At 72.0% G+C, this 14,953-nt stretch carries 15 protein-coding genes; 7 read left to right on the forward strand and 8 right to left on the reverse strand.

Annotated features, from left to right (window positions below; genetic code table 11):
* The first annotated feature begins 74 nt into the window (after positions 1 to 74).
* From N5095_RS08300 to N5095_RS08315, 4 genes are all read left to right on the forward strand, one after another.
* Complete coding sequence (locus tag N5095_RS08300) at positions 75 to 1,340, forward strand: potassium channel family protein (RefSeq protein WP_267622303.1); 1,266 nt, start codon at positions 75 to 77, stop codon at positions 1,338 to 1,340.
* On the forward strand, positions 1,337 to 2,788 hold the full coding sequence (locus tag N5095_RS08305; RefSeq protein WP_267622304.1) for a DUF8167 domain-containing protein: 1,452 nt from the start codon (positions 1,337 to 1,339) through the stop codon (positions 2,786 to 2,788). The genes N5095_RS08300 and N5095_RS08305 overlap by 4 nt, the downstream gene beginning before the upstream one ends.
* 4 nt (positions 2,789 to 2,792) lie before the next feature.
* The gene (locus N5095_RS08310; protein ID WP_267622305.1) at positions 2,793 to 3,080 is read left to right on the forward strand and encodes a ubiquitin-like small modifier protein 1; all 288 of its coding nucleotides are present in this window, start codon (positions 2,793 to 2,795) and stop codon (positions 3,078 to 3,080) included.
* Between the two features lie 88 nt (positions 3,081 to 3,168).
* Positions 3,169 to 4,224 carry a phosphotransferase family protein gene (locus N5095_RS08315; RefSeq protein WP_267622306.1) on the forward strand — a complete coding sequence of 352 codons (1,056 nt, stop codon included), beginning with the start codon at positions 3,169 to 3,171 and terminating at the stop codon, positions 4,222 to 4,224.
* A gap of 12 nt (positions 4,225 to 4,236) precedes the next feature.
* On the opposite strand, the gene N5095_RS08320 is transcribed toward N5095_RS08315, so the two are convergent.
* From N5095_RS08320 to N5095_RS08335, 4 genes are all read right to left on the reverse strand, one after another.
* On the reverse strand, positions 4,237 to 5,868 hold the full coding sequence (locus N5095_RS08320; RefSeq protein WP_267622307.1) for an HPP family protein: 1,632 nt from the start codon (positions 5,866 to 5,868) through the stop codon (positions 4,237 to 4,239).
* Between the two features lie 7 nt (positions 5,869 to 5,875).
* Positions 5,876 to 6,604, reverse strand: coding sequence for a guanosine phosphorylase (locus N5095_RS08325; RefSeq protein ID WP_267622308.1), 729 nt, complete (start codon positions 6,602 to 6,604; stop codon positions 5,876 to 5,878).
* Between the two features lie 197 nt (positions 6,605 to 6,801).
* Complete coding sequence (locus tag N5095_RS08330; RefSeq protein ID WP_390203043.1) at positions 6,802 to 7,272, reverse strand: hypothetical protein; 471 nt, start codon at positions 7,270 to 7,272, stop codon at positions 6,802 to 6,804.
* Positions 7,273 to 7,506: 234 nt separating this feature from the next.
* The gene (locus tag N5095_RS08335) at positions 7,507 to 8,418 is read right to left on the reverse strand and encodes an ATP-dependent ribose-1-phosphate kinase (protein ID WP_267622310.1); all 912 of its coding nucleotides are present in this window, start codon (positions 8,416 to 8,418) and stop codon (positions 7,507 to 7,509) included.
* Between the two features lie 243 nt (positions 8,419 to 8,661).
* Between N5095_RS08335 and N5095_RS08340 the strand changes: the two genes are divergently transcribed.
* Positions 8,662 to 8,886 (forward strand): hypothetical protein, encoded by a 225-nt coding sequence (locus N5095_RS08340; RefSeq protein WP_267622311.1) that lies wholly within the window; start codon positions 8,662 to 8,664, stop codon positions 8,884 to 8,886.
* Here the strand turns inward: N5095_RS08340 and N5095_RS08345 are convergent.
* Entirely contained in the window at positions 8,873 to 9,691 is an 819-nt protein-coding gene (locus N5095_RS08345; RefSeq protein WP_267622312.1) for a DUF63 family protein, read from the reverse strand. The genes N5095_RS08340 and N5095_RS08345 overlap by 14 nt on opposite strands.
* Before the next feature lie 141 nt (positions 9,692 to 9,832).
* On the opposite strand from N5095_RS08345, the gene deoC reads away from it, so the two are divergent.
* A complete protein-coding gene (deoC, locus tag N5095_RS08350; protein ID WP_267622313.1) occupies positions 9,833 to 10,480 on the forward strand; it encodes a deoxyribose-phosphate aldolase in 648 nt (215 codons plus the stop codon).
* An 85-nt stretch (positions 10,481 to 10,565) separates the two neighbouring features.
* Here deoC and N5095_RS08355 read toward each other — a convergent pair whose 3' ends face one another.
* The 3 genes from N5095_RS08355 to N5095_RS08365 all read right to left on the reverse strand — a co-directional run bounded on the left by N5095_RS08355 (position 10,566) and on the right by N5095_RS08365 (position 13,478).
* Positions 10,566 to 11,759 carry a PQQ-binding-like beta-propeller repeat protein gene (locus N5095_RS08355; RefSeq protein WP_267622314.1) on the reverse strand — a complete coding sequence of 398 codons (1,194 nt, stop codon included), beginning with the start codon at positions 11,757 to 11,759 and terminating at the stop codon, positions 10,566 to 10,568.
* Positions 11,760 to 11,808: 49 nt separating this feature from the next.
* Complete coding sequence (locus N5095_RS08360) at positions 11,809 to 12,993, reverse strand: outer membrane protein assembly factor BamB family protein (protein WP_267622315.1); 1,185 nt, start codon at positions 12,991 to 12,993, stop codon at positions 11,809 to 11,811.
* A 92-nt stretch (positions 12,994 to 13,085) separates the two neighbouring features.
* Complete coding sequence (locus tag N5095_RS08365; RefSeq protein ID WP_267622316.1) at positions 13,086 to 13,478, reverse strand: hypothetical protein; 393 nt, start codon at positions 13,476 to 13,478, stop codon at positions 13,086 to 13,088.
* A gap of 218 nt (positions 13,479 to 13,696) precedes the next feature.
* Between N5095_RS08365 and N5095_RS08370 the strand changes: the two genes are divergently transcribed.
* Positions 13,697 to 14,947, forward strand: a complete 1,251-nt coding sequence (locus N5095_RS08370; protein ID WP_267622317.1) for a tRNA (N(6)-L-threonylcarbamoyladenosine(37)-C(2))-methylthiotransferase — start codon at positions 13,697 to 13,699, stop codon at positions 14,945 to 14,947.
* The last annotated feature ends 6 nt before the right edge of the window (positions 14,948 to 14,953 follow it).

The raw sequence follows: 14,953 nt of genomic DNA on the forward strand, positions 1-14,953 counted from the left end.
GGCTTCGTATAAAAGGCTCTGGAGACAGTTCCCGACGACGATAGGTGTTTATACGCCGAGTGACAGCCCCGAGTATGGCTGGCGCCTCGCTCCCGGTAGAGATTCTCTTCGGAATCTATCTGGGGGTCCTCACCGGCATCGTCCCGGCGCTCATCGCCGGGACGCTCGGCTTCGTGTTCAAGTACTTCACCGACGTCTCCATCCCCGGCTTCGGTGTCATCGTCCTCGCGCTCGCGGTCGCCGGCGTCAACGGCGGCCTGCTCGCGCTCGCGGACCCGGAGATCGTCCAGTCCCAGCACGGCGTCGCGCTCGTCGTCGCCATCCTCGTCGTCCTGATGCTCACCCTGTACGCCCACGCACAGGGGGACAAACTCGGCGGCGGCGCCCCGCGCCGACTCACTCTCAAGTCACTCGCCGAGCGCACGCTGTCGACGGACGTCGTGGAACTCGTCGGCGGCCGCGGGCAGGTCCGCGTCACCGTTGCCGGCGAGGTCGGTGACGTGGAGGGGTACCCGTCGCTCCCCGCCGACCTCCGAGCGGCGATTCGCGAGGGGGAGTGGACGTTCCCCGCCGACGTCCCCCTCGCCGAGTTGGAGTCCCGCCTCGCCGACCGCCTCGCCGAGGACCACGACCTCGCGGACGTACAGGTTCGGCTCGACGAGCGCGCGCGGGCGACGGTCCACGCCGCCCCGCCGGTCGGCGGCTTCTCGAAGCGCGTGCCGAGCGGGAAGCGCGCCGTCTCCGTCGAGGCGCTCCTCCCGAGCGGGCTCGCCCGCGACGACGAGGTCCGCGTCGTCACCGACGGTGGCACGGTCGCAGGGACGGTCCTGAGTGCGAAACTCGCCGCCACGAGCCCCGGGACCGGCAGAGACGACGGCCCTACCTCGGCCGCGGACGACGTCGCGACCGACGGCGGCGTCGACGAGGGGGAATCCGCGTCGACGACGGGGCCGGCCGACCCGGCGGTCGAGGGCGGTGAGGGCCGCGTCGCGCTCGCGGTCGACCGCCGGGACGCCGAGACCCTGCTCGCGGCCGACGGCGCGCGACTGGTCGTCGGCGCCCGCGGCACCCGCCGGGAGTTCGAACTGGCCGCCCTCCTCAGGCGGGCGGGCAACCGGTTCCGTCGGGTTTCGGTCCGCGAGGGCGGCCCCCTCGACGGGACGACCATCGGCGAGGCGTCCGTTCGCGAGAGCTACGGCGTGGGCGTCCTCGCCGTGAAGCGCGGCAACGGGCGCTGGCGCTTCGACCCCCACGGGAGCACCGAACTCGGCGCCGCCGACGAGTTGTTCGTGGTCGGCCCCCGTGACGCGCTGGAAGCGCTCTCGGAGGTGGCGGCGTGAGTGTCTTCCTGTCGGCGATTGCGACGCTCGTTTCGCTCCCGATGCAGGCGGCCGACCCCGTCGCCGGCACGCCCGAGACGCCACAGGCGATGGTCGCGTCCGTGCTCGGCTACCTCCTCCTGTCGGCGGCGACGACCTTCCTCGTCGCGCTCGTCTACCGGTGGTACTTCCGCGAGCGGGTCGGCGAGGGCGTGGCCGCGCTCGTCGGGGTCAGCGCCGTCGCTACCGTCCTCCAGACGGCGAAGCTGAGCTCCCTGACGGGTCCCGGCTCGGCCGAGCTGTTCACCCTCGAGAGCGCCCTGTTCAACGTTCTCGCCATCGGCGCCGCCCTCGCGGCCGCGCCGGTCGGTCTCCGCGTCGGCGACGCCGCCGGTTCGAACCTCTTCTCCGTCGCCGCGGTCCGCGACCTCGACGGCGACCTCGGGGCGGTCGTCCGGTCGGTCGGCCGCGTGACGACCGTCGAGTTGCCCGAGGAGGTCGCCGACATGGAGAGCTACGACCCCGTCCCGGAGTCGACGAAGGACGCGCTCGCCGGGAAGACGTTCACCTTCCCCCGGCGGCTCGACCAGGCCGACCTCCGCGAGCGCCTCGTGACCCGCCTCAAGGAGGACTTCGGCGTCGGTCACGTCGACGTCGAACTCGCCGCGGACGGCGAGGTGACGTACCTCGGCGTCGGGAGTCGCCTGCGCGGCATCGGCCCGACCCTCGCCCCGAGCACCGCGGCGGTGGCGGTCAGAGCCGACCCGCCCGCCGGCGCCTCGCCGGGGGACGTCGTGCAGGTCTGGGAGACCGGGACCGGGTCGGGGAACGGTGGGTCGACGAACGGTGGGTCGACGAACGGCGAATCGGCGGGCAAGAGGTCGGCAAAAGGGAAATCGACGGGCGACACCGGTACGGACGACGGGCCGGACCGCCTCCTGACCGCGGAGCTGCGGGGGGTCGACGGTGACGTGGTCACCCTCGCGGCCGACGAGGCCGACGTAGCCTCGCTCGACGGCGACGGCCCCTACCGGCTCGTGACGCTCCCGGCCGAACCGCAGGCCGACCGGGAGTTCGCGTCGCTGTTGCGCGCGGCCGACGAGACGATGGGCGTCCTGACGGTCGCGGCGGGGAGCGCGCTGGTCGGCGGACGCGTCGGCGACCTCGACGGGACCGTCGTCGCGGTGAAGCCGGCGTCGGGGTCGGCCACGGCCGTACCACCTCGCTCGCGTACGCTCGCCGCCGCCGACACGCTGTACGTCGTCGCCCGACCCGAGACGGTTCGGCGACTGGAGACGGAGGCGTCGACGCCGGCGACCGCGCCCGGGGACGTGGATTCGGACTCGGGGTCGGACTCGGACTCGAACACGGATACGACCGACGACGGGAGCGGTGCCGGCGCCGGCACCGACCCCGACGACCGGCCCCGCCGCGAGACGCAATCCTCAACTCCGGGGACGGAGGAGTGACCGTATGGAGTGGAAGCTCTTCGCGGACCTCGCCGAGGTCGCCGGCGACCGGCACGTGGTCGTCCCGGTCGACGGCGAGGACGAGGGGACGGCGACGGTCGGCGACGCGCTCGACGCCCTGCTGGAGGACCGCCCGGCGCTTCGTGACCGCGTGCTCGACGACGACGGCGAACTGCGCGAGCACATCAACGTGCTCCGCGAGGGGACGAACGTGTTCAACGAAGACGGACTGGAGACGGCCGTCGACGCGGGCGACGAACTTGCGCTGTTCCCGCCCGTGAGCGGCGGGTAAGCCCCTCTCGCGAGCGGCGAGTCCCCCGGCGAGCGGCGGGTTCACACACCACCACAAGGCCTTTTCTGCCGTCGCGGAACCGGAACGCATGGACGAACCGAACGGTCCGGCGGACCCGGTCGACGCGGCGCTCGGCCGCGCGTTCCCCGACCGGTCGGTCGCCGAGGTCGGCGCGACCGGCCCCTCTTGGAACGACAGTAACCGGACGGTCCGCGTCGGCTTCGACGACGGCAGGGCGGCGTACCTCAAACTGAACGTCGAGGGCGACGGGCGCAGACTCGCCCGCGAGCGGGCCGTCCTCGACTACGTCGGGGCGAACGCCGACGTGTCGGTGCCGGCGGTTCTCGACGCCGACACCGACGGGACGATACCGTATCTCGTCACCGAACCCGTCGGCCGGAGCTTCGTTCGAGCGTGGGGCGACGCCGGCGAAGCCCGGCGGGAGCGCCTCGCCCGCGCGATGGGTCGCTCGCTCGCGGGGGTCCACGAACTCCGCTTCGACGCGCACGGGACGGTCGTCGGGCGCGGCGACGCGGTCGGCGCGGGGAGAGACGGGGGTCCGGGACTCGACCTCGACCGGGCGCCCTGGACGGACGTGCTCGTTCGGACCGTCGAGGAGATGCGGGCGATGGCCCCCTCAGCCCGCTTCGACGACCACTTCGACCGGGTCGTCGACGCCGCCGAGACGAACCGGGACCTGCTGAACGAGGCGCCCGCAGTGCTCCTCCACGGCGACCCGGCGATGCCGAACTGCGTGCTGACCGATGGGGGTGCCGACGGCGCCGTCGACAGTTCCGCCGGCGCCGACACCGACACCACCACCACGGTCGGCTTTCTCGGCTGGGAGATGGCCCACGTCGGCGACCCGGTTCGGGACCTCTACCGCGCCCGCGACCAGGGGTTCGACGGGCTGCGCGACCCCGCCCCCGAACCGGGCGTCGACGCGTTCTTCGACGGCTACCGGGAGCGAGCCGACGGCTTGCCGGACGGCTACGAGGCGCGACGCCCGGTGTACGAAGCCGTCAGACACCTCGGCAACTCGGGGTACTTCCCGAAGCTCGCCGAGTACGTCGACGAACCGGAGGAGGAGCTCGCGGCGTGGGTCGACGCCGAGATGGACCGGCGGCTGGCGGCGGTCACCTGACGCCGCTCGGGGTCAGAACTGGCCGCGGTCGACGACGGCCACGTCACAGTCGACGCCTCGCAGTCGCTCGAACGTCGGCGGCGAGACGAACCGCGAGGCGGCGCTGCGGTCGCCGCTGGAGCCGAGCACGACGAGGTCGTAGCTCGCGGCGTTGGCGTCGATGAAGTCCTTCACGTCCGTCCGAGCCACTCTCGTCTCGACGGTGCCGCGCTCGGTGACCGTCTCGACGAGGTTGGCGAGGCGACTCTCGGCGGGCCGGCGCTCCACCTCCGAGGAGATGCAGGTGCAGACGCTGACGCTCCCGTTCGGCCCCGCGAGGCGCGTGGCGAAGTCTATCATGGCGTGGGCAGTGTCGCCGGGGCGGGCGACGGTGACGAGCACGCGTCGCCAGCGTTCGGCGCCGGTCGTCGACCGGAAGGCGACGGCGTCGAAGGGGCCGCGGAAGACGGTGCGGACGAACTCCGAGAGCGAACCGCGGTCCTCCTCGTAGGGGGTGACGACGAGGTCGCAGTTGGTCGCGCGGGCGGTCTTGATGGTCGACTTCCCCGGGTCGCCGCTGGCGACGACGACCTCACAGGGGACGCCGAGGCGCGTCCGGACCCGCCGGGCCTGTGCCTCCAACCGGTCCGCGGCCTCGGCGGCGGCGCGGCGGGCGGCCCGGTCCTCGACGGACTCGACCATCGGCTCGTCGGCGTTCTCGGCGGTCTCCTCGACGGTCGTCTGGTCGCCGCCGTCGTCGTCGGACTCGCCCGCCCCGTCGCCGTCGTCGGCCATCGCCGCCTCGATGTCGGCGGCGCTGCGGCTCTGTGGACGCTCGCCGGCGAGCAGTTCCCGTTCGGCGGCGGCGCGCTTCTCGTCGTCGACCACGTCGAGGAGGACGACCTTTCCGGCCTCGTGGGCGGCCGCGAGCCGGGCGCCGAACAGGGCCGTCAGGGTCGCGGTCTCGCCGCGCATCGGGACGAGCACGTGGTCGTCGCCGTGAGTCGTCCCGTACAGCAGTTCGGCGCGCTGCTCGTAGAACTCCCGGCGCCACACCGAGAAGACGAGCGCGACGACGGAGGTCGACAGCGCGACGCTCACGGTGTAGACGAACGCCGACTCGAACGGCAGGTCGAGGACGGCGACGTCGACTTCGCCCGTGAGAAGCACGAGCAGCGCCGTCGAGAACGCGGTGGGGAGCTCGAAGTCGAACGCCCACGTCGCGGCACCGACCAGAAACACCGCGAGGGCGGCGGCGCCGGCGTGAGCGCCCAGCGCGTTCGGCGGCTCGTGGTAGACGTACGTCGCCGAGAGCACCAGCGCGACCCAGCCACAGAGGGCGCCGAGGGTCATCCCGCCGACGAACGTCCGGGGGGAGGCGTACCGACCCTCCGGGTCGGCGAACAGCGTGTAGGTGCCCGACGCGAGCGGCGGGAAGAGCAGAAAGGAGAGTTCGACGAGCGCACTCGAGAGGAACGTGACGAGCGCGATGAGCAACGGGACGACGAGGAGGACGGTGAGGTGGATGAGGTTGTCCGTGTTCTCCACCCAGCGGCCGAACTCCGCGACCTCCCGGCGTTCGAGGCGCCGGATGCGTCGTCCAATCTCGGCCACGCGCCGTCCGACTTCGGCGAGCCGCCGCTCGACCCCGTCGACCCCGTCCATGGGCCGCTCAGGCGAGCTCCGTCACCGCGTCGAGGGTGATGGCGATAGCGCGCTCGACGTTGTTCTTCGCCTTCTCGGGCAGCTCCTCGTCGGAGTCGGCACCCTTCTGCGTGCCGGCGACGAGGTTGCCGTCGACGGTGCAGATGGCGCCCGCGCGCATCCCGCGCCGGCGCGCCAGCGAGAACACCGTGGCCGCCTCCATCTCGATTGCGAGCAGGCCGGCGTCGTTCCAGTCGGCGACGAACTCCTCGGACTCGTTGTAGAAGGCGTCGTCGGAGACGATGGGGCCGACGTGGACGTCCTCGTCGTTCTCCTCCGCGGCGTCGACCAGCGACGTGAGCACCTCGTAGGTCGGCACCGCCGGGTACACCTCGGACTCGTAGCGCTTCGAGGTGCCCTCCTCCTTCGCGGCGCCGGTGGCGACTATCATGTCGCCGATTTCGATATCCTCCTGGAGCGCGCCGATGGTGCCGACCCGGACGACGGTGTCGACGCCGACGTTGCACAGCTCCTCGATGGCGATGGCGGCGGAGGGACAGCCGATGCCCGTCGAGCAGATGGTGAGGGGGACGCCGTCGTAGGTGGCGTTGACGACCTTGTACTCGCGGTTGGCGGCGACCTCCTCGACGTTCTCACACTGCTTCGCGATTCGGTCGACGCGGCCGGGGTCGCCCGGTACGAGCGCGATGTCGTTCACGTCGCCGTCCTCGACGAGCAGGTGGGGCTGTTTTGCCATGTCCGAGCCTCACGCGTCGCCGGCAAAAAACGCGCGATTCGGCGGGCGGCGGGTGTCAGCCGTAGCGCTCCGCCGTTCCGTGCTCCTCACGGAGGTCCGACTGTTCTGTCGGAGCGCGATGCGCCGCGAAGGTGACGGGTCCCTCCCGTTTCCGCCCGACGAGCGACCCGCTTCGGTTCGCTCGTGCGTTCGTCCGCTCACCCGCCCACGGTCACCAGTAGCGGGCCGACCACCGACAACGCCGCACCGAAGACGAGCGTCGAGCGGAGCCACTGGCCGCGGACGGCGGTCGCCTGCTCCTCGTAGACGACGCCGCCGGTTCGCGGGAGGACCAGGTAGGCGAAGAAGACGTAGACGAACGCCACGACGAGGGCGACGCTCGCGACGTGGGGGAGAAGCGCGACCCCGTCGGCGACGGCGACGAGTCGCGGGAGGAGGGCGCCGAGGAGCGCGAAGAGGAACCCGTACGCCGCGCCGACGAGGAGGCCGGCGACGTGGTGAGCGAGGACGGCGTCCCGGAAACGGACGTCGTCGGGGCGGGACCCGCGAAGCGCCGCGGCCGCGACGTACGCCGGCGTGAACCCCTCGGACTGCTTCGACATCGGGACCGTCATCGCCACTGCCGCCACGAGTCCGGCGACCGCCCCGAGCACGGGCGAGAGGAGCATCGGACTCACGCGCGAGAGGAGCGACACTGCGACCTCCCTGCTCGCGGCGGCGCCGGCCCCCAAGAGGGGGTCGGCGACGGTCGGCGCGGAGAGCGCCGCGGGGAGCCCCGAGAGGAGTCCAAAATCCATACCGGAGGTGAACCGCCCCGGTACGTATAAACGTGCGGTTCCGTCGTCGGTGCAACAATCCGCCGGCACAGGGTCGGAGCCGGGGAGAACGCCGAACCGGGCGCCTCAACGCTCGACTAGGGACTCGACGGCCGCCCAGTCGAGGGCGGTCCGGGCTCCCATCGTCCGGGAGGCGACCGCCCCGCAGGCGTTCGCCGTCTCGAGCGCCGCCGCGAGCGACTCCCCGCGCGTCCGGGCGGCGATGAACCCGGCGGCGAAGGCGTCGCCGGCGCCCGTCGTGTCGGCCACGTCGACGGCGAACCCGGGGTGGGTGACGCTCCCCGTCGCAGTTCGGACCTCCGCCCCCCGGGGACCGTGTTTCAGGACGAGCGTGCGCTCGCCGGCGCCGTACCCCGCCGGCCGGCAGTGGAGGGCGTCCTCGAGCGTCTCGCCGAGGGCGTCGCCGAGCGCCGCGGCGGCCTCGCGGTCGTTGAGGAACACCACGTCGGCTCGGGAGAGCGCGACCGAGTAGTCGCGGGAGCCGACGCGGCGACCGGGGTCGAAGCTCACCGTCACGCCGGCCTCGGCGGCCCGGTCGACCAACCGGGCGGCGGTGTCGGGGCGCTGGCTGGTGAGGTGGAGGTGGTCGGCGCGGTCGAGGGCGTCGTCCGGGAGGTGGCCGGCGCCGAACGCCTCGTTGACGCCGTCGCGTCCGAGCACCATCACCTCGCCGTCGGCGTCGACGACGAGGTACTTCGTCGCCGTCTCGCCGTCGGGGACGCGCTGGACCGGCCCGCAGTCGACGCCGACGGTCGCGAGTTCGTCGAGGGCGGCCTCGCCGTCGTCGTCCTCGCCGACGCTCCCGAGCAGGGTCACGTCGGTCTCCAGTCCGGCGAGGCCGGCCGCGACGTTCGCCGCGCTCCCGCCGCCGGCGCCCGTCCGCCGCTCGACGACCGCCTCCCCGTCGGGTTCGGGGAGGTGGTCGACCCGGAGGGTGATGTCCCAGTTGACGTGACCCGCACAGATGACCCGTGGCATGCCGTCCCTTCGGGAGTCGACGGGGAACGATATAAGCGGGGTGGACACCCTCACCGTCGAGTCGGCGACCCGGACCGTCCGGTGAACGAACCGGAGGAAAGGACACGTTGAGCGTCGAAAACTACCATCTAGTTTATCTCCGAAAACGACGTACGATTCCTCAGAAACCCGGGAGAACGGATGCGGTGCTCAGTGACGGGCCGACGGGGCAGTCACGGTCCGGGACGCGGGACGGTGAGTCAGATGCGACGGGAGTCCGAACGGACGGGTGAGGGGCGGTTCTGTGAGCGGTGCAACCGCGTCACGACCCACATCGGTGCCGAACTCGAACTGGTGGAGGCGCCGTCGTCGGACCCGTCGAGTCCGTCCCGGGACCTGGTGCCGTACCGAGTGCTGAAGTGCGACCGCTGCTGGCGGGAGACGAGGCGCCTCCTCGACTGCTGGAGCGGACCGATTACGCCACGGTGAACAGCACGACGTTGTGCGCGCCGGGGCCGAGTCCGACCGCGGCGACCAGGCCGAGCAGGAGGTACCCCTCCGTCGGCTCCTCGCGGACGTAGTCGGCGAACAGCGTCACGATCGCCCCGGCGACGAGCAGCTTGACGAGGACGAACAGCCACGCGCCGCCGACGAACTCCGCCGTCGGCAGCGAGTTACCCACCTCGATGATGAACCGCGAGGCGGGGGTGCGCTCGGCGAAGCCGAGGATGTCGATGCCGACGGCCGTGGAGACGGCGTCGAGGGCGTGCCCGAAGACGGCGAGGACGCCGACCCACCCGGTCACGGACGTGGCCGCGGGGCGGACTCGGGCGAGAACGGCCCAGGTCGCGGCGGCGACGACACACCCGCCAACGAGGATGAGGGCGGCCCAGCCGAGGCGGAGCGAGCCGTTGTCGACGCCCCAGGCGAGGGCCACGGCGGCGGACGCGAGAAACGCGACCGCGCCCGTCGACGCGAGCGCGACCGGCACGGCGAGTCCGCCGTCGCCGGCGCGGTCCGCGAGGAGCCACGTCGCCCCCGCGAGGACGGCGACCACCAGGTACACCGCGGCAGTCCCCCCCAACGGGCGGAGCGCGGCCGGGAGCGCGTTGAGCGCGTAGAGCACGTGGAACGCGGAGCCGGCGACCATCCACGGCGCGAGCGCGAGGACGTGACGCTCCGTGACGGTCGGACGGCGGCGGTAGAGACCGAACGCGACGACGCCGAGCGCGAGCAAGAGGGCGAGGAGGTAGGGGACGGGCGGGAGCGAGAACCCCTCGGGCAGCACCTGCATGGGCGGGAGGGCGCGGCGGCGGGACAAGGGCCTTGCGGAATCGGGGGCGCCGAGGTCGAGCGAACGCCCCCGAGCGGCGAGACCGTCCGCACCCCGTGCGGAGACGAACACGTTTTCATCCCCGACCGCGACCCACCGCACATGGACCGACGCGAACTCGCCGCCCACATCGACCACACGGTGTTGGGCCCGGAGACGACGCTCGCAAACGTGGAGACGGTGCTCGACGAGGCCGCGGAGTACGGAATGAACGCCTGCATCCCCCCGTGCTACGTCGCGGAGGCGGCCGAGTATACCCCCGACGTGACACTCGCCACGGTCGTCGGCTTCCCCCACGGCCAGAACGCCACCGGCGCGAAGCGCGACGAGGGCGTCCGGGCGTGGGAGGACGGCGCCGACGAACTGGACGTGGTCGTCAACGTCGGGCGGCTGAAAGCCGGCGAGGACGAGCGCGTCGCCGAGGACCTCGAAGAGGTCGTCGCCGCCGTCCCCATCCCGGTGAAGGTTATCATCGAAACCGCGCTCCTCAACGAGGGGGAGAAACACCGCGCCTGCGAGGCGGCCGCGCAGGCCGACGCCGACATGGTGAAGACCTCGACCGGCTTCGCGAACGGCGGCGCCACCGTCGCGGACGTGGAACTGATGGCGGAGTATCTTCCCGTCAAGGCCAGCGGCGGCGTCGGGAACGCCGCGGAGGCGCTCGCGATGCTCGACGCCGGGGCGGTTCGCATCGGCGCGTCGAGCGGCGTCGAAATCGTCGAGAGCCTCGACGAGGACGGCGACGACTGAGGGTCTCGGAACGGCGAGGACGACGACGCCGGGATTTTTGGGCGGCGAGAACGGTGACGGCCCGGACTCTCGGAACGGTGAAGACTCAGGCCGACTCCAGCGCGTACGCTTTCGACCGCGTCTCCTCGCCGCCACCTTCCGTCATGAAGAACAGCGCGTCGTCGGCGACGGCGAACCCCTGCTCCGGGCGCCCCTCGACGGGGTGGGACCACCGCTTCGCGCCGACTCGGAGCGGTCCGACGCCGACTCCGCCGCGGAAAGCGTACCCCGAGACGTCGGTCTCGGAGGCGGCGTAGACGGTGTCGCCGGCCATCGCCGGACCGCACTGCGTCGTTCTGCCGCCCGTCCAGCGGCGGTCACCGCCGCGCACGTCGAGCGCGGTCAGGCGGCCGCCCGTGGTGAACAGCGTGTTGCCGGCGAGCGCGAACGAGTCGCTGGTCCAGCGGTCGCTTCGCCACGTCGTCCCCCCCGCCCTGCTCGTGTCGAGTTCGACCGTCGGCCCGCCGAAGACGCCCGCGAAGACGCCGCGGCCGTTCGCCGTCGCCAGCGCACGCACCCGGCCGGGGAGCTTCCGCCGCCAGAGGTGCCGACCGTCGTCGGGGTACAGCGCGTGGACCTCCCCGGCCTCGGTGCCGACGGCGAGTCCGGGGATGCCGAGGGCGAACTGCGTGACGACGCCGAACACCTCGGACTCCCACCGCACCTCGCCGGTCGCCGGGTCGAGACCGTACACGTTTCCCTCGTAGTCGCCGGCGAACAGCGTCGGTCGTCGCGGGTCGACCAGCAGCGCCGTCACCGAGAAGCTGTCCGGGTGGAACGTCCACTCGCGGTCGCCGCTCTCGGCGTCGAGCGCGAGCAGCGAGGGGTCGTCGCCCGAGGCGACGTACAGCAGTCCGTCGTGGAAGACGGCGTCGTACGGCCACATCGACCGCGGCTGGTCGCGGTCGACCCGCCAGCGCTCCTCGCCGCTGCGGGCGTCGAGCGCCAGCAACCCTCCCGCGGTCGGGAAGTAGGCCGTGCCGTCGGCGACGACGGGCCGGGCCGAGGGGCCGCCGACGTCGACGCTCCAGCGCTCGCGGACGCCCTCGCGCGGGCCGACCTGGCGAGGGTTGAAGCACGTTCCCATGCGGTCGAAGCGCGGCTGGGGCCACCACTCCGTGTCGGGCGGGTCCTGGCCGTCGTAGTACGTGTCTGTGGCACTCAGTTGGGACCAATTCCATCCGAGCCAACCGGCCCCCGCGACGCCGGCACCGGCCAGGACCTGTCGTCTGGAGGGCATCGTCCCGACGTTCTCGGCGGACGATAAGTCTCTTGTCCTCGCCGGATTCTCACTCCAGTGCGAACAGCGTCGGCTCGCCCTCGGCAGGTTCGGTCGCACCGAACAGGCGACCGCCGGCGGCGACGAGGCGGCGCACCCGACCGCCGTGCTGGTGGCGCCAGCGCTGCCGACCGCCCACGCCCGCGAGCGTCCCGTTCGAGGCGTCGAACGCGACGACCCCGCCGCGCTCGTCGCCGACACAGAGCGTCTCGCCGGCGAGGACGGGCGGGCAGAAGAACCCCTCGCCGGCGCGCCACCGGGTCGTCCCGTCGTACGCGTCGAGCGCCATCACGCCCCCGGCGCCGGCGACGTAGGCGGTGGTGTGCGCGACGGCGAGCGTCCCGCTACTGGCGGCGCGCTCGGCCGAGGACCAGACGACCCCGCCGGCGCGGTTCGGCGAGACGGCGTGGACGTAGCCGTCGTTGGTGTCGACGTAGAGCCAGTCGTTCGGCCCCGCCGCGGGCGCGCCGAACAGCCGCCCCGGGAGCTTCTGGCGCCACGAGAGGTGGCCCTCGGCGGCGGGGGTTAGTCCGTACAGCTCGCCGCCCTCGGCGCCGACGAAGAGACTCCCGTCGAAGTAGGTGAGCGGCTGTGAGACGGGCATCGCCACCTCGGTCGTCCACCGCACCGACCGGTCGGCGAGTTCGACTTCGGCGACGGTGTGGCCGCCGGCGACGAGGAGGGACTCGCCGTCGTAGCCGACCGCCGGTGGGACCAGCACGCCCTCCGGGAGGTCGACGGCCCACCGACGTTCCCCCGTCCGGGGGTCGAGTGTGACGAGGCCCCGGTCCGACCCGACGTAGACGGTGCCGTCGTGGACCGTCGGCACGGTGTGGAAGGTGCCGTCGTCGGCCGGCGCGGCGCGCCACAGTCGGTCGCCGGTCGCGGCGTCGAGCGCGGTCACGCCGTCCCACGAGGCGAGGAGGACCGCGTCGCCCGCGGCGGCGAGGCCCACGTGTCGTGAGACTTCGACCGACCACGCCTCGGCTGGGTCGGCGGGCACCCGCGCGTCGGGAGCGTGACTCGACCGGCGCGAGTCGCGACCGACGGTCGGCCAGTCAGTGTCGTCACTCGCCGGGCCGGTCGCCTCGTCGTCGCCACCGTTCCCATCGACACCGAGCGTGCCGAGACAGCCCGCACCGCCGACCGAGCCGGCGGTGCCGAGCGCCGCGAGGTATCGTCGTCTGGAGGGCATCGACCGGGAGCGCGCGCTCGACCGACATGAATCTTCTCCTCTATTGATACGAATGAGGGCGGGGCGACGCCGACCCCGCCCGGGTACGCTCGTTACGCCCCCGGGATGCCGAAGGCGCTGAGGCCGATGCCGAGGAGGTCACCCAGGAAGTAGATGATGACGGAGGCGACGACCCACGCGATGAGACCGATAGCTGCCGCCGTCCCCCACCCTCCGGGGTAGCTCCAGTTGATGATGCCGACCCACGCGAGTAGCGCGAGAATCGGACCCAGCAGCGGAATCCAGCCGACGAAGGCGAGCACGACCGCCCACGCCAGCGCGCCGACCAGCGCCGCGATGGCTGCCCGCGTCCACCCCACGTCGCGGTCGATGACCAGCTGGGCACCGACGTAGATGCCGACGACGCCGACGACGAAGCTGATGAGGAACACCACGACGGGTCCGAGGAGCCCGGCTTCGCCGGCCTGCAGGAGGACGGGGTCCATCAGCGCGACACCTCCCGTCGCCCCTTCACAGCACGTCGTCTCGGTCCGTCGGTTCGTTCGTCGGCCGTCTCTGGTACCATGTGAGTCACCCTACGGTCCCGTTACGGGCGCCGAGCGTATGAATCTGAGCCGACAGCATTTAGTACCGGCCGACGACCGCCGACGCCGACCCGAGACCACGCCGCTTTTGGCCCTCTGCCGCCCAGGTTCAGGAAACGATGGCCCGGTACCACATCGAGACCTACGGCTGCACCGCCAACCGGGGTGAGAGTCGGCAGATAGAGCGGGCGCTCCGCGACGGGGGTCACGCCCCCGCGGCGGGTCCCGAAGACGCCGACGTCGCCATCCTGAACAGCTGCACCGTGGTCGAGAAGACGGAGCGCAACATGCTCCGCCGGGCCCAGGAGTTAGAAGCGGAGACGGCCGAACTCATCGTCACGGGCTGCATGGCGCTCGCCCAGGGCGAGGAGTTCCGCGAGGCCGGCGTCGACGCACAGGTGCTCCACTGGGACGAGGTGCCCGCCGCCGCGATGAACGGCGAGTGTCCGACCCCGACGCCCGACGCCGAGCCGATTCTGGACGGCGTCATCGGCATCCTCCCCATCGCCCGCGGCTGTATGTCCGACTGCTCGTACTGCATCACGAAGCAGGCGACGGGGAAGATAGACTCACCCCCCATCGAGGAGAACGTCGAGAAGGCCCGCGCGTTGGTCCACGCCGGCGCGAAGGAGATTCGCATCACGGGCCAGGACACCGGCGTCTACGGGTGGGAGCAGGGCGAGCGCGTCCTCCACGAACTGCTCGACCGGGTCTGCGACATCGAGGGCGAGTTCCGGGTCCGACTCGGGATGGCGAACCCGAAGGGCGTCCACGGTATCCGCGAGGAACTCGCGACCGTGTTCGCCGAGAACGAGAGACTGTACAACTTCATCCACGCGCCCGTGCAGTCCGGCTCGAACGACGTGCTCGGCGACATGCGCCGCCAGCACCAGGTCCGGGAGTTCGTCGAGGTCGTCGAGACGTTCGACGACGCGCTCGACGAGTGGACCCTGTCGACCGACTTCATCGTCGGCTTCCCCACCGAGACCGACGCCGACCACGAGCAGTCGATGGCCCTGCTCAGGGAGGTCAGGCCCGAGAAAATCAACGTCACGCGCTTCTCGAAGCGACCCGGCACCGACGCCGCCGACATGAAGGGACTCGGCGGCACGGTGAAGAAGGAGCGCTCGAAGGCGATGTCCGAGTTGAAGATGGACGTCGTCGGCGAGGCGTACGAGTCGATGGTCGGCACCGAGCGGCGCGTCCTCGTCGTCGAGGAGGGCACCGGCGACTCCGTGAAGTGTCGCGACGATGCCTACCGGCAGGTCATCGTCCAGAACGCGAGCGAGCACGGCGTCGAACCCGGCAACTTCCTCGACGTGGAGATTACGGGCCACCAGACGGTGTACGCGTTCGGTCGGCCGGTCTGAGGCTCC

Origin of the sequence: Halobium salinum (genome assembly GCF_026586625.1) — an archaeon.
GTDB lineage: Archaea > Halobacteriota > Halobacteria > Halobacteriales > Haloferacaceae > Halobium > Halobium salinum.